At 40.0% G+C, this 13,923-nt stretch carries 13 protein-coding genes; 6 read left to right on the plus strand and 7 right to left on the minus strand.

Features of this window, described 5'->3' with window-relative positions:
- Positions 1-25: 25 nt before the first annotated feature.
- A complete protein-coding gene (locus JWR87_RS16115; protein ID WP_297822000.1) occupies positions 26-2,017 on the minus strand; it encodes a gliding motility-associated C-terminal domain-containing protein in 1,992 nt (663 codons plus the stop codon).
- Between the two features lie 216 nt (positions 2,018-2,233).
- On the opposite strand from JWR87_RS16115, the gene JWR87_RS16120 reads away from it, so the two are divergent.
- The 3 genes from JWR87_RS16120 (at position 2,234) to JWR87_RS16130 (ending at position 4,612) form a co-directional block, all read left to right on the plus strand.
- Complete coding sequence (locus JWR87_RS16120; RefSeq protein WP_297822002.1) at positions 2,234-3,025, plus strand: hypothetical protein; 792 nt, start codon at positions 2,234-2,236, stop codon at positions 3,023-3,025.
- 104 nt (positions 3,026-3,129) lie between these two features.
- Positions 3,130-3,417, plus strand: coding sequence for a DUF1330 domain-containing protein (locus JWR87_RS16125; protein WP_297822004.1), 288 nt, complete (start codon positions 3,130-3,132; stop codon positions 3,415-3,417).
- Positions 3,418-3,640: 223 nt separating this feature from the next.
- On the plus strand, positions 3,641-4,612 hold the full coding sequence (locus tag JWR87_RS16130) for an alpha/beta hydrolase (protein ID WP_297822006.1): 972 nt from the start codon (positions 3,641-3,643) through the stop codon (positions 4,610-4,612).
- Between the two features lie 277 nt (positions 4,613-4,889).
- Here the strand turns inward: JWR87_RS16130 and JWR87_RS16135 are convergent, their stop codons facing one another.
- From JWR87_RS16135 to JWR87_RS16155, 5 genes are all read right to left on the minus strand, one after another.
- Positions 4,890-6,134 (minus strand): MFS transporter, encoded by a 1,245-nt coding sequence (locus JWR87_RS16135; RefSeq protein ID WP_297822008.1) that lies wholly within the window; start codon positions 6,132-6,134, stop codon positions 4,890-4,892.
- A 293-nt stretch (positions 6,135-6,427) separates the two neighbouring features.
- The gene (locus JWR87_RS16140) at positions 6,428-7,291 is read right to left on the minus strand and encodes a M28 family peptidase (protein WP_297822010.1); all 864 of its coding nucleotides are present in this window, start codon (positions 7,289-7,291) and stop codon (positions 6,428-6,430) included.
- Positions 7,292-7,377: 86 nt separating this feature from the next.
- The gene (locus JWR87_RS16145) at positions 7,378-8,535 is read right to left on the minus strand and encodes an MBL fold metallo-hydrolase (RefSeq protein WP_297822012.1); all 1,158 of its coding nucleotides are present in this window, start codon (positions 8,533-8,535) and stop codon (positions 7,378-7,380) included.
- 419 nt (positions 8,536-8,954) lie between these two features.
- The gene (locus JWR87_RS16150; RefSeq protein WP_297822015.1) at positions 8,955-10,109 is read right to left on the minus strand and encodes a glycoside hydrolase family 43 protein; all 1,155 of its coding nucleotides are present in this window, start codon (positions 10,107-10,109) and stop codon (positions 8,955-8,957) included.
- Between the two features lie 78 nt (positions 10,110-10,187).
- Complete coding sequence (locus tag JWR87_RS16155) at positions 10,188-10,862, minus strand: basic secretory protein-like protein (RefSeq protein WP_297822017.1); 675 nt, start codon at positions 10,860-10,862, stop codon at positions 10,188-10,190.
- Between the two features lie 320 nt (positions 10,863-11,182).
- Here JWR87_RS16155 and JWR87_RS16160 point away from each other — a divergent pair, with 320 nt between their 5' ends.
- From JWR87_RS16160 to JWR87_RS16170, 3 genes are all read left to right on the plus strand, one after another.
- A complete protein-coding gene (locus JWR87_RS16160) occupies positions 11,183-12,118 on the plus strand; it encodes a glycoside hydrolase family 43 protein (protein ID WP_297822020.1) in 936 nt (311 codons plus the stop codon).
- A gap of 23 nt (positions 12,119-12,141) precedes the next feature.
- Positions 12,142-12,423: a hypothetical protein gene (locus JWR87_RS16165; protein WP_297822023.1), complete on the plus strand. Its 282-nt coding sequence runs from the start codon at positions 12,142-12,144 to the stop codon at positions 12,421-12,423.
- 526 nt (positions 12,424-12,949) lie between these two features.
- The gene (locus JWR87_RS16170) at positions 12,950-13,147 is read left to right on the plus strand and encodes a KTSC domain-containing protein (protein ID WP_297822025.1); all 198 of its coding nucleotides are present in this window, start codon (positions 12,950-12,952) and stop codon (positions 13,145-13,147) included.
- Positions 13,148-13,216: 69 nt separating this feature from the next.
- Here the strand turns inward: JWR87_RS16170 and JWR87_RS16175 are convergent, their stop codons facing one another.
- Entirely contained in the window at positions 13,217-13,759 is a 543-nt protein-coding gene (locus JWR87_RS16175; protein ID WP_297822026.1) for a DUF1003 domain-containing protein, read from the minus strand.
- Between the last annotated feature and the right edge of the window lie 164 nt (positions 13,760-13,923).

Here is a 13,923-nt window from a genome sequence, read left to right on the forward strand (position 1 = left end):
GAAATGTTTATGGTGTTTGCGGTTGCTATCTTATCAATACAGTAGTCCCTTTTAAATTAACCGTTTCCTTTGTTTCCCTGTTCACGTATTTCAGCGTCCAGATATACGTTCCTGTTGCCTGCTTATTACCGTTCCAGGTTCCGTTCCATCCTTGTCTCCAGTCGCTGGTCTTATAGAGTAATTGTCCCCATCGGTTAAAGACTTTAAATTCGAGTTGTTCTGCTTTTACAGCATTTAAGGGATGAAACAAATCATTGAGACCATCACCGTTAGGCGTAAAAGCGTTGGGTACTGCAAGGAAACAACCTGCGTAAATAGTTACAGTTTTTGACGCGTTGCTTTGACAACCAAAACTATCTATAACAGTGTATCGAACTGTATAAGGAGTTTGACGATTAGGTGCTGCATAAGTATGGGTTGGAGTTGCACTTTTAGCGATACCGCCATCGCCAAAAGACCAGGAATGATTTACAATTTTACCAACAGCAGTACTCCTAAACTCGAGAGGCTCATTTGGGCAATTATCTTCTAAAACACTAAAGTCGGCCTTAAGAAAATTATTTAATTCGATTATGTTACTACTGGTATCTGTACAAAAACCATTAGATACAGCCAGTGTAACTGTCTTATTGGTAAAAGCCTGGTAAGAGGCTAAAGGATTTTGCTCTGAACTAGCATTATTTTCATCAAGTTGCCAATTCCACCTATTTACACCATTGGCACCACTATGCCTGTACTGCACCTGGTCTACATTACAACCATACTTCACATTATAAGTAAAATCAGCATTTACAGTATCTTTTACAGAGAAGGTTAAGGTTGGGCCAGCAAGAGTTTCTTCACCGCATTGGTTCAATATTGTATTTCCATCTGACCCTTTAATAAGATTAAGTGAAAAGGTACCGGCACGTTCAAGTGGTGCAGAAAGGGTCAATACAATTTCGTTAGTCAGCGAGCAGCTCTTTGTAACATTAGTTATTGTAACAGGATAACTGCCACTTATAGAAAAGTCACTTCCATCGGTTGCAATGCTGGAGCAGAGAACAGGTCTCGATAAAATGATACTAACTTTTGAAGAGCGACACTGTATTGGTGCAATGCTGTCGATGGGTGTTGGCGCTTTAGGTTGAATAGTAAAGTTTATTTCATCCGTTTCAGGAACACTGTTATCGCAATAATCCAACAGCGTATTAGCGTCTGCTCCTTTTCCAATACGTAACGTGTAATTTCCAGGCGCAAGAAATTGAGATAATTTAAGCTCTATAGTATCTGTATCAAACTGGCCGGCGCAGTTAGTGCTTGCAGCACTCGAAATCGTTGCTGCTGTATTTGCAATACTAAAGTCTGAACCATCAGCTGAAATACTGCTGCATTTAATTTTCTTATTAACAACTAATCGTAAAACATCACCTCCACAACTTGCCTGAACTGCTTTTAACCTTGGTTGCGCAGTATCTGTGATTACACCCGTACCGCCATTAAAACTTAAACTATAACCACTTTGTGTGCGGGTAAAATGACTTACCAACATCAGGTAATTATGACCTGCAATTAAAGAAGGCATCGAACTATAAAGGGGTCTTCCTCTTCCGCCACAAACCAACCCTTGTGTACCTGCCGCTGATGCTCCTGTTTTACCTGTTTCACCGCTCCAGTTTGAAGAAACAACAATATTGCCATCTGTATAAACATCGTTTGCATTTCTACCGGTTACATCATAAATCTCCCAATCGTAGTCGTCGTTTAAGTTGTTAGGGGTTATTTCGAAACCAAGCGTACCGGCTTTAAAACAAGTGAATTTGTACCAGAACGGGTTTATATCTGTTAGCCCCATAGCCCTACACGCAACCGAAGGCATGCTTCTTCCGCCACACGAGGGAACTGTGTTCTGTACAAATTTGCTGGTACCACAAACAGGAAAAGCCGTAGTTGGGTTTTGACCTGGATTCGTACAAGTCTGACCTTGTACTGCGAAAGAGATAACAACAAAAAAAATAAATAAGCAAACCCTGACCATAAGCAGTTACCCGGTTAATTAAAGGATTAGGTTCAATACTATCGTTTAGAAAGTATTGAATACGACGCAATGTAAAATATTCTCCGCTAACTCTTTTTACAGCGAGTGATAAACGGAGCGCAAGCAGTAAATAGATCTTCCTTAAAGTTCCTCTCATCTCGTGAAACTGGCATCACGCTTGCAATTTTTTTATAATAATACATTCTTAATCAGTATATGCAAGAATTTAAGAAGACAATAGTTTCGGCACTTCTGTTATTTCACTTTTCTGCTGCCAGCACACAATCAACCAGGCTTATAAAAGACAAAGCCATTTCTATTTATTTTGCCTTTGGTACCAACTTATCCTTTTATTCTAAAAGCGACATCACTTTTAAAAGCTCCGCGTCTCCCGCGTATAATTTCACAATCCGCAATGTGCGGGCAAAAGACGATCAGGGCCTGAAGTTTAATAGTGGCGGCGCCCCTCAATACAGCTACCAGGTTGGATATTACAACAACAGGAAAAACTGGGGCATCGAATTCAATTTTGATCACATAAAGTATATCATGCAACAGTTTCAGCGCGTGCGGCTGAACGGAACTATAGATGGAGAACAATATAATTTAGATACATTAATTACTCCAGGTTTTATCCGCTTCGAGCACACGGACGGCGCTAATTATGCTTTGCTAAAATGGGTAAAGCGCATACAACTTATTCCACCCGAAAATCAAAAAAAAGCATTGAGTCTTGTTTTAAAAGCAGGTGCAGGTCCTGTAATTCCAAAGACCAATTCCACTATCATGGGAAAGCACAAAGACGACTCGTATAAAATTTCAGGATACGTAGCAGCGCTCGAAGGAGGTCTTCTATATAATTTTGCCAGGTCGTTGTTGGTGGAGGCTAGCGCAAAAGGAGCTTACGCTGATTACCGCCGTTTCCTGATTGCCAACGGCACCGGAAGCCAGCGGTGGTTCGGGCTTCATTTGAATTTGTTATTCGGTTTGCAGTTACCAGGTAGGTAATACACTATAGACAAAAGAAACCCTGTGGCGATAAGCGTTTCAAGTGCTTTGCATATTAAGAATAAGATTCGCTACAATTGAAGAAATTTGGCAAAATATTTACAATGGCAGCATACGTTATAGTTGAGGTTTCAATACATGACCCAGAGGCATACGAAGATTACAAAAAACTAACTCCGGCGGCGGTAGCAGCTTACGATGGAAAGTTTGTTGTTCGCGGCGGACAGGCCGAAACATTAGAAGGAGACTGGCAGCCGGAACGTTTAGTGATGTTGGAATTTCCAACGGTTGTACGGGCTAAAGAATGGTGGAATTCAGAAATGTACACACAGGCAAAAGTCATCAGGCAGAGAGCCTCTACTACAAAAATGATAGTGGTTCAGGGTGCATAAAACTACCCCTTTCAAGTTTCACTGCGCTGCCGGGGGCACGCGGTAATTATGCTCCGTCGTGGATTATGGTATAAAGGAACCGACGAAATCAGGTAACAATATTGTTGAACGAACTTTGTTTTTTCATGGCATCATCGTTGTGTCACTCACTTATACTTGTGGTTTACAATGCAACAGGTTAAACGATTTATCCATTTATCATTACGCTCTACAGAAGAATAGTATGAAGAAATATCTGCTCTTTTTAATTGTTTTTGCAACTGCGTTCCATTCATTCGCTCAAAAACTTCCATATCCATACCCGGTTCACTATCTCAATATTCAGATTGAAGGTAGCAATCACAAGATGGCTTACATGGACGTGTCTCCATCTAATCCAAACGGCGAAACTGCCCTGCTTCTACATGGAAAAAATTTTAATGGTTACTACTGGAAAGACGTTATCGCAGCGCTTAGTAAGGAGGGGTATCGCGTTATAGTACCAGACCAAATCGGTTGGGGAAGATCAGACAAACCTCTTATTCATTACAGTTTTCCTTTGTTAGCTAATAATACAAAGCAGCTCCTCGATACTTTAGAGATAACGAAGGTTAACCTGGTTGCCCACTCCATGGGAGGAATGCTGGCAACACGCTTTGCTATTATGTACCCCAATACCGTTTCAAGGCTTGTGCTCGAAAATCCAATTGGTTTGGAAGATTACAGTCTCTTTGTTCCCTACCAATCAACCGATAAGTTGTATGCAAACGAAAGGCAGGCAACGTACGAATCTTTAAAGAAGTACCAGCAGTCATATTACCCCGTCTGGAAGCCCGAGTATGAGCAATACGTGCAGGCGCAGTTAGACGCTTCTATAACCGGCAACAAAGACACCAATGCCCTTGTTAATGCGCTTACTTATCAAATAATTTACGAGCAGCCTGTAGTTTACTACTTCGATAAAATTAAAGCGCCTACCCTTTTAATCATCGGACAAGAAGACAGAACCGTGGTAGGCAAAAACCTGCTAACCGATGAACAGAAGAAGCAATACGGGCATTATCCCACGTTAGGTAAAAAAATCAAAAGCCTGATAAGAAAGTCAGTACTGGCAGAACTTGCCGGTGTGGGACACATACCACATATACAATCGTTAGCTGCCTATTCACGCCAACTGCTAACTTTTTTAAAAGAGCGACCAGGCGGGAGATTGTAGGAGTTCAAATAAGGGTTAATGAAATTCATAAAACAACCTGCTGTTCACCAAAAGCATTTAGGTTAAGCCGAGAGAAAACAGCGCATCGCTGCTCTTTGTAACGCTCCGAGAGCTAACTAAACAATACACGTTGTAGAATAAAATTCGGTAGTACTGCTTCCACGATTGATAAACGGGTGAAATGATGAAGCTTTTAAACAGGCAAATATTCTCTCTCTCATTATCTTGAAAAAGCGACAGCATGCATTGATTTAACGGTTCTATTTCCGAATACTAATTATACAGCTGGTGCAATATTTAATGGTGGTGACGGTTCACTTCTTGCAGTGTTTATTTCTTTTGTTTCCGGCACGAAAAACATAAAAAATAACATACTACCTACAGCTATTGCAGCCAGAGAAATGAAACCTATAGTATAGCCGAAATGCCGCACAACAAAGCCAGCAAGAATATTACTTAGCGCCGCCGCCAATCCGATAGACGAATACACAACACCTTGCAGCAGGTTAAACCTACCTGTGCCTTTACTTAGATCTGCTATCATCAATATACTTACAACACCAAAGATGCCTGCACCAATCCCATCTAACAATTGAATACCCGTTAATGCTATGGGTTGCTCGATAAATGCAAAAAGTAAAGCACGAACAGGCAACAACAAAAAGGCGACTAGCATTAGCTTTTTTCTTCCAGCCTCGGCCTTGCTGCCGCTGTAAGGAGCAACAAAAGCCATAACGCCCTGAGCCATGATAATAGCTCCGGATAAGTAAAGCGAAGAATTCTGCTTATCCACTAATCCCATCTTTTGTCCAACAAGGGGTAGCATAGCAGCGTTGGCCAAATGGAACAGTCCCATAGCAATTATAAATAACAAGATGATACGGTTTTGAAATAGAGCTTTGATACCAGCACCTCCTGCAGCCGCTACCGAAGGTTCGGCTGCCCTTGCCAGCTCATGGTCGATATCTTTTTCTTTAAGAAATAGTACTGCAGCAACAAGCGCGATACACTGAAAAATGGAGAAGTAAAATATACCTTCATAAGAAACAAACCTTCCTATTAATCCGGCTATAATAGCTGCTATCATATTGCCAAGGTGATTAAAACTTTCATTTCTTCCTATCCGTTTAGACAACAACACGTGCCCTACCATACCGAGGGTGATAGCAGCTACGCAAGGTGAATAAACGCTTTGGACAAATCCAACCATAGCTTGAGACATAAAAATCGGCCAGAAACTTCCTGTAAGAATAACAACAAGGCAGCAAAGCGCAATTACGATAGAAGCGGACATCAGTAGAGCACGCTTATATTTTGTTCTATCTATCAACGCTCCTGCAGGCGGTTGCACCAGTATACCAACAATTCCAGGTATCGCTATAACCAGGCCTATCTCATCAGGTTTCCAATCTTTCACAGTCAGAAGGTAAACAGAAAGATAAACGCCGACTCCATCCTTAACGTCTGCCATAAATACATTTAACCAATCTAACGCCCTTAAACTACCTGCTGATGCTTTCATAAAAACAACACGTTTAACTGGTTATTCGTTCGCGAAATATTACCTATAGTTGACGTAAAGAGAAGGCGGCTCTCTTGTTATTACCAACTAATAAAATGAAAACCTAAACGTATGCCAAAAAAGTAAAATACAAAATGAACAATAGCTGCCTGCAGTGAAAGGTTTTTACAAAAAAAGTAGCGACTACTTTATTGCGGTAGTAAAAATTGGGTGTATTTAGCAACAATTTTAAAGATTGAGTAGAAAGTAATTTAGTTGAGTTTGCTCGTGCGTGTAACGTTTCCGGCCATCGTTCATAATATATTGGTGATCGCTCTATAGCTACTGTTAACCACTTCAGTCATTTTTGCAAAGTCAAGCGTATCAATTGTATCAGTTTTCATATGGTAGTTTGGATTGCGAACGAAGGCGGTGTCATTAATCATTAAAGCATTGTACCCGAACTTCCAATAACTGCGTTGGTCGGATAAAGCTGCAAGACTTTGTTCTGAAGGGAAACTTATCACCTGGACATCAATACCTGAACCTTCAGACATTAAACGATGAACTTTATTATTGAACTCAGCATATTTCTGTATACCTACTACAACAATATAATTGGCTGTAGAAGGATAAATTTTTGCCAGATCAGGTGAAGGATAAGCCTGGGAATTCGGTTCATCAGAAAAATAACCAATCATTTCAAGCGATATCATTCCTATAACATCTGCTTTAGCGTCATGCAACGATTTTGCATGTACATAACTTCCCATCATGTCAGAAGCAAAAAATGGAGGTTCTTCCAAACAGTAGGCTGCAAAATCAATAGTATAATCAAGTGGAGGTTTATCGTGGTAAATCATTCTTGCAATTTCTAACAGGCCAGCTACAGCACTTGCATTGTCATCTGCACCTGGTTGCTCTCCGCATACATCGTAATGTGCACCAACAACTAATCTTCCCGGCTTACCAGCATTGTATGATGAAAGTATGTTTGTATATTCCTGTCCATCAGCCTTCCATTTCTGCAACTCAGTTTTTGCCCCTGCTTTTTGAAATTCATCCTGGATGTATCGGGAAGCTTTTTCTAAAGAAGCCCTGTTTTGAAAATTTCTTGCGGGAGAAATTGAAGTTAGAAATTCAACATCTTTAAATAACCGATCTGTATTTGCTTTCATTATTCATGTATTGAAAGGTAAGATTGTTGCGGAGCGATGCGATATTTGAAAGTATTAAGGAGCCAGCAAGGTCCACGAAAAAATAATTAAAAATAGTTCCACCAATCAGGCATTTCTACAACAGTACCAATTGTATAAGGTAGCCCAATAAATGGCACTGTGACCCGAACCCTCAAGCTGTCTGCAGCTTTTTTATAAAGGTTTATTGACTCATTCCAGCCGTGCTCTGACTCTGCATATTTCCCCCAGTGAACAGGTATCGTCATGGCAGCACCTACATCAATAGCAGCTTGTGCAGTTTGGTGTGGAAACATGTGACTTTGCGGCCACTTGATATTATATTGTCCACATTCCATCATCGCAAGATCGAAGGGGCCATATTGTTGACCAATCAGTGTAAAATGCTTGCTATACCCGGTATCTCCACTATAAAAAATCTTATAACCATCAGCCTTTATGACATAAGACGCCCAAAGAGTTTTTTTTGTTTCAAACGTTCTGTTCGACCTGTGATGTGCTGGTGTAGCCGTAATCGTTATACTATTTGTAAGCACCACAGAATCACTCCAGTTTAGCTCAGTAATGATCCCTGAAGGAAAGCCCCAATGTATAAAATGAGCGCCTACCCCAACAGGCACAATTACTCTTTTAACTTTTTTTCGAAGCCGTTTTACCGTACGGTAATCCAAGTGATCATAATGATCATGCGAAATAACAAGTGCATCGATAACAGGCATATCACGTTCATCATAAACATTACTACCGCCGAAGGCTTTAATAGCACCTTTAAATGGTCCCGCAAAGCCACTAAAACTTGGATCTACGAGAATGTTAACCTTACCTGCTTTTAAAAGAAAAGAAGAATGGCCGAACCAGATGACAGTGGGCTTATCGTAAGTCGTATTAACAAGATCGGTATTAACTGCTATTAGTGGTTTTGCTGGAAGAAGTTTTTTGGGCTGCCCCGCAAGGAATTTTAACATACGAAACCATCTTGGTTTTCGCGGATTTGCAACAGTATCGATCGCAATTTGTTCAACTCCCTGGTATAGATTATGAAATTGTCCGTCTTTATAATTAGGCAGTGCTTCAATTTTCTTTAGCGCCTCCCCTGACGGATTTTTACCAAGAGCTTTTATCGTATTGCATCCACATACTGTCAGCCCTATAATAGCAACAAGAAGGACTGCAGACCACATCCCCCAACCATGTATCCTCCTTAAGCTCCGATCATTTTTTTTCATTGTTGCCTGATTTTGATAAAAGGTGGCGGCGGTTGCACAATGTGAAATAATCAACTACCACTCACACAATAGGAGTGAACTAAAAAAATGGAACCAGACAAGTTCTATAAGTAAGAATATGCCTAAAAACAAATGCCGAAGCACAGCAGCACCAGAGTTGAATAATAGAAAAAGGAAAGAGAACCGATGTTATCGGTCCTTTAAGAAATCAAGACTATATAGACAAATCTTAAAATTTCAGGACCTTTCAACAGAACAGGCATAAAAAACAAATGCTGAAGCCACAGTACCACTAAAATTTAATCAGGGAATAGAGAAAGCAACCGGCTGTTATCGTTCCTTTCTTGATTTTTCTTTGGTTACTTTCTTTTCGTCAAGGAAAAGAAAGTAACCAAAATGATGAGCATGTAGTTGTTGTATTACTTTTTCTTTATTCCGGATGGCAACGGCTGAAGATCAGTAGTTGGCCCTTCAACCACCAGTTTTCCATTTTTCAAAATCTTCATTCGGTCAACAAAAACCACACGATTATCTCCCGTAGCTGTCGTTCTGCCATGATATACGCAAAACATCTCTTTACCATCTGGCGAGTAGGTAATACTATTGTGACCGGTCCCGGTAACTATTCCGCCTTTGTCTACATTTTTACCAAGCACTGGATTGTCGTCAGATTTTTTAAACGGCCCCAACGCACTTTTTGAAGTGCCATAGCCGACAGCATAATTTTTACCACCAAAATAATTTGCAGAATACATAATGTAGTAAGTATTTCCCTTTCTAAATGTGACTGAACCTTCTGTCCAGCGGCGATTTACTTCTTTAGACGTCACAGACCTGCTTTCCCATTCAGCCTGCTTGTCTTTCATAGTTACAGGTGGACGTAATAACAATACCGGCTCGCCAATTATACCACTAAAGTCTGGTTTCAGTTCCACCCCATATACCCAGCTTTCTTCAATCTCTTTAAACCAACCTTTCTCCTTTGCCCAACTAGCCACCTCGCTTTCCACCGCATGTTTGTAAGCACAACGCGAATAATACAGGTACAATTTTCCATCTTTATCAAACAACACATTTCCGTCAATAATAGGGTAACCGGGGTCAAAAATTGGTTTATTATTTATGTCGATAAAGGGACCGGTTGGTTTATCTGCAACAGCAACACCAATGCGAAAGTTTTCAAACTCTTTAGTTGGATTAACTTTCCATTGCGCACTATAAAACATATAAAACTTTCCACGTACCTCATACACTTCTGGCGCCCAGTAAGCGCCATCCCACCCTGCCGTGCTGTCATTCCATGCATTCTCGTTGTTGGCGAACCACACCTGCCCTTCGCTTTTCCAATTAACAAGATCGATAGAAGAATATGCAGCAAAACCGTGCTTAACACCACCTGTTCCATACATGTAATACTTATCACCTTTTACATACAACACGTAAGGGTCGCCAAACACAACAGGCAGCGGATTTTTATAGGTCGTCTCTTCTGATTTCGCTATTGGCTGAGCAAACAAACCAACATTTTGTGCTATCATAAAAGTGATTATTAATAGCCCTGCAAATTTTTTCATGTTGTTTTAATTAAGCTTCACGTACATATTGGTACGCCGGCAATACTTGTAGCGTATTGTTATTACTTCCATTCTCAATTACGCTGTTACTGATTTTGCGCTTGCATAGTCTGCCCAAAGTTCGTCCAGCGTTTTTCCCGTTAAATCTTTCCATGTAGAGGAGGTATATGTATGATCACGAAGTTGAGCATCCACCTTCTTTACAAGTCCTGCGTATTGCTTAGTTTCAAGCCAATTGAAAAAGGCGGCTGTTATCCTATAGCTATTCCTATAACTTTGGCCTGCTTTGTAAGGAGGCAACGCCCATTTCGCGCCTTCATTGTTTACCCCAAATTTATAACGGGCATAATCTGCAATACCTTCCGTTAACCAACCTGGCCCTCCACTTCGCCCATAATTTTGCACGACATGCATTACTTCATGCGTTACTACATCAATATCTTCTTTGTGCTTTTGCATATAAGCTGCACTAAAAACAACTCTTCCTCCACCCGTTGCTGCTACCCCTTTATAAGCAGTATCAATCATAAATTTCACTTCCCTGTTCGTATTCTTATTATATTCTTTAGCTAGTTTAGGGTATACCTTAAAAAACGTTTCAATAAGCTTCTTTTTGAGTGAAGGATCAAAATCAGCATAGTTGCTTTCAAAGGTTAGCGTATATTTCTTCTTCTTAATCACCTCCTGGCAAATACCCTTCCCTGGTATTGCTATCAAACTAAACAAGGCGATACAAAAACCAGGTATTTTCATTATTTTATTTCAATTTTTAAATTGTCAAATTACAACGTTTTACTGTTATGTTGAAAAAACACACTTTTTTTGATATTTATCACTACCTCTTATCCTTTCATTCTCAATTCTTCACCTCTACCCACTGTTTATGATTGTATTGCCCTAAAAAAAACCCGACAAAGGTCTTTGAAAATATCTTTACAGCCTTTAACCATACTGGCTGCCTTCAAATCTGTACAATAACAATTTTTATGCATTTCTACAAACAACAACATTTCCTCCTTTTTATAGTATCTCTGTCAACTGTTGCCCTTAGTAACTGTTCCTCCAAAACCATCTTGGCTAAACAGCAGCAGCTTAAGACCGGGGAAGAGTATATGTACATGGCTGATCCTACTATTTTTTTTGATAAGGGCACTTATTACCTGTACGGAACGGGAGGCAACAGATTCAATGAAGGGTTTGCCGTATATACATCGGAGAATTTAAAAACATGGAAAGGGCCGGTTGGTGAAAAGGACGGCTACGCGTTGAAGAAAGGAGACGTTTTTGGTACCGCCGGATTTTGGGCACCACAAGTATTGAAACATAATAACCAATTTTATATAGCTTATGCTGCTAACGAACACATCGGCATAGCTGTAAGCAGTACTCCTTTAGGTCCTTTTTTGTCAAAAACATTAAAGCCAATATCAGAAGAGACAAAACAGATAGACCCTTTTATTTTCAAGGATACAGATGGTAAGACGTACATCTTCTATGTTGTTGTAGCTAATGGAGGAAATAGAATTTATGTAGTGGAAATGAATGATGATTTGCTTTCCGTAAAAAAAGAAACAGCAAGGCTTTGTATTGAAGCAGATACCGAATGGGAAAACACAGGTAAAGATAAATGGTCAGTTGCAGAGGGGCCTACTGTTATTAAACACAATTCTCTTTATTACCTTATGTACAGTGCCAACGACTTTAGGAGTATGGACTACGCTGTAGGTTATGCAACAAGTAAATCTCCTTTGGGACCGTGGAAAAAGTACGAAGCTAATCCAATCATTCATCGCTCAGTTACCGGCCAAAAAGGAAGCGGCCATGGCGATATTGTGAAAGGAAAGAAGGACCAGTTATTATATGTTTTTCATACCCACCACTCGTTTGAAAAGGTAATACCGAGAAAAACAGCAACAATTAAGATTAAGTTTGTGAAAGACGATAAAACAGGCATTGATAAGCTTGTTGCAGCACCCAAATCGTTTCATTTTTTGAGACAGTTGAAGTAACCGCGCAAAAGGGGAGTCAGCGGATGAAGAGCGGAACCAAGGTTGTCGCTACAAGTTTAATTAATGATTTAGGCATATTAGTAAAAAATGTCCTCGCCGTATCATTAACTCCGGAGAATTATAAGGGTCACCTGCACAACAATTGCGTTGAAGGAAGAGTAAGTTTCGAACGAAGGGGCTACCTGTTGTTCAGTGCTACTAACTACTATAGATACCCTGATAAATTAGAGTTGCAGCTGAAATTACCATTTACTCCGGCTGTCAAGTGTTGGTTCTATCTTCATAATCTCCTTGCCATTGTTTAAGCAGCCTATTTATTAAGGCAGTTAAAAAAGCAGCAGTGAAGATGCAGGTGGCAACGGTCGGCTCCTAGATGATAGCGGCAGTTAACGAGTACAAGTGTTGCTGGAAGAAGCCTATGAAATAAAGAATAACATTACCGACAAAAACATCAATCGAAATATGACATCATGCTTTTTTAAATGATATATTTTAAACTCATGTTACCCTGATATCATTTTTCAAACTCTTGTGTTGTTGTCGGGTAATAATGCTTCGAATAGCAACTGGAATAGCCTACGGGAAAATACAAACCAAAAAGCGAAGAAAATAATATTGCAAACGCAAGAGGCTGACAGGAGCAACTCTTTTTACAGCGGGTGTTTCATAGCATCTATAAGCGCCAGAAGACGGTAGAATCGAGGCGTAATAAAGGGTAACAAGACATTGAAAGCCTCTGCTAAGGAATACCAACAAGTGCAACGTAAGTCTCACTTATTATGGTACAGTTTTTAAAATAATTTTCGAGGTAATAACCTCACACATATACTGATGCCATCGAGTGTTATTTTAAAATCAAGCTATAACGCCGCAACCGCCACTCTAACAATCACCTTTGTTTCAGGCCTGGTGTACGATTATAAAAACGTGCCCGAACAAACATACAAGGCAATGATTACTTCAGGGTCAAAAGGCACTTACTTTAACAAGTATATTAAAGGAAAGTATGAATGGGAAAAGGTAGCTTAAACCGCTTATCTTTTATATAAGCTGCCATTGATAATTGGTTTTGTATCAAAACGCCCCGCAAAACCATTCTTACTGTTGTTTTCTGTTTTTGCCTTCGTTGATTTGCTCCATCATGTCCATTATTTTTTCGGGGTGTACATCTTTCGAAAGTTCTTCTATTTCCATGTCGTCGTACGTATCTTCCAATCCCATCTTTTTAGCCATAGCAGTGTTAAGCGTTATAAGCCGTGTTATTTCGTGTTCCGCTAACAAACTAATCTGTAGGTTTAGCTCGGCTCTTTTATCTGCTTTCTCATTCATACGGTTCTGGCTAATCAGTACAAAAGTTGAAAGAAAAATTGCTTCAACTGAAGCAACCATTGCAAGTACAACCAGGGAAGCATCAAAAGGCTTTAAACCGAGCAAACCCATGTTCCATGTAATCCATATTGCAAAGAGTATAAGGTGTATATAAACGAACACCATACTACCGGTAAAGCGGGTAACAGCATCAGCAACCCTTTCCTCAAACTTCTTGTTTCCTTCTTCAATGTTTTGCCTTTCTAAAAGCGCAAAAATATTGCGTTCAACTATTCTTGCTGTCTGTGCCGACCCAGCTTTGTCTTCTTTCATTACTACTAACGTTTTTGTTAATTAATTAAGAAGCATGCCAATATACGCGCGGTAATGGCTAGAAGCTAAGTTGACGCCATTGCAGCCCCAACCTCAGCTCCTGCTGACTAAACAGCCAAATTCCCAGGCTTAGTTCTGTAGACTTTTGTTTTTTTTTGGGGAAC

This window comes from Segetibacter sp. (genome assembly GCF_025963695.1).
Lineage (GTDB): Bacteria > Bacteroidota > Bacteroidia > Chitinophagales > Chitinophagaceae > Segetibacter.

What these genes read in the sequence shown, in the direction of transcription:
- JWR87_RS16115 (WP_297822000.1), bottom strand. Translation starts at nt 2,017, where the DNA reads ATGGTCAGGGTTTGCTTATTTATTTTTTTTGTTGTTATCTCTTTCGCA.
- JWR87_RS16120 (WP_297822002.1), top strand. Translation starts at nt 2,234, where the DNA reads ATGCAAGAATTTAAGAAGACAATAGTTTCGGCACTTCTGTTATTTCAC.
- JWR87_RS16125 (WP_297822004.1), top strand. Translation starts at nt 3,130, where the DNA reads ATGGCAGCATACGTTATAGTTGAGGTTTCAATACATGACCCAGAGGCA.
- JWR87_RS16130 (WP_297822006.1), top strand. Translation starts at nt 3,641, where the DNA reads ATGAAGAAATATCTGCTCTTTTTAATTGTTTTTGCAACTGCGTTCCAT.
- JWR87_RS16135 (WP_297822008.1), bottom strand. Translation starts at nt 6,134, where the DNA reads ATGAAAGCATCAGCAGGTAGTTTAAGGGCGTTAGATTGGTTAAATGTA.
- JWR87_RS16140 (WP_297822010.1), bottom strand. Translation starts at nt 7,291, where the DNA reads ATGAAAGCAAATACAGATCGGTTATTTAAAGATGTTGAATTTCTAACT.
- JWR87_RS16145 (WP_297822012.1), bottom strand. Translation starts at nt 8,535, where the DNA reads ATGAAAAAAAATGATCGGAGCTTAAGGAGGATACATGGTTGGGGGATG.
- JWR87_RS16150 (WP_297822015.1), bottom strand. Translation starts at nt 10,109, where the DNA reads ATGAAAAAATTTGCAGGGCTATTAATAATCACTTTTATGATAGCACAA.
- JWR87_RS16155 (WP_297822017.1), bottom strand. Translation starts at nt 10,862, where the DNA reads ATGAAAATACCTGGTTTTTGTATCGCCTTGTTTAGTTTGATAGCAATA.
- JWR87_RS16165 (WP_297822023.1), top strand. Translation starts at nt 12,142, where the DNA reads ATGAAGAGCGGAACCAAGGTTGTCGCTACAAGTTTAATTAATGATTTA.
- JWR87_RS16170 (WP_297822025.1), top strand. Translation starts at nt 12,950, where the DNA reads ATGCCATCGAGTGTTATTTTAAAATCAAGCTATAACGCCGCAACCGCC.
- JWR87_RS16175 (WP_297822026.1), bottom strand. Translation starts at nt 13,759, where the DNA reads ATGAAAGAAGACAAAGCTGGGTCGGCACAGACAGCAAGAATAGTTGAA.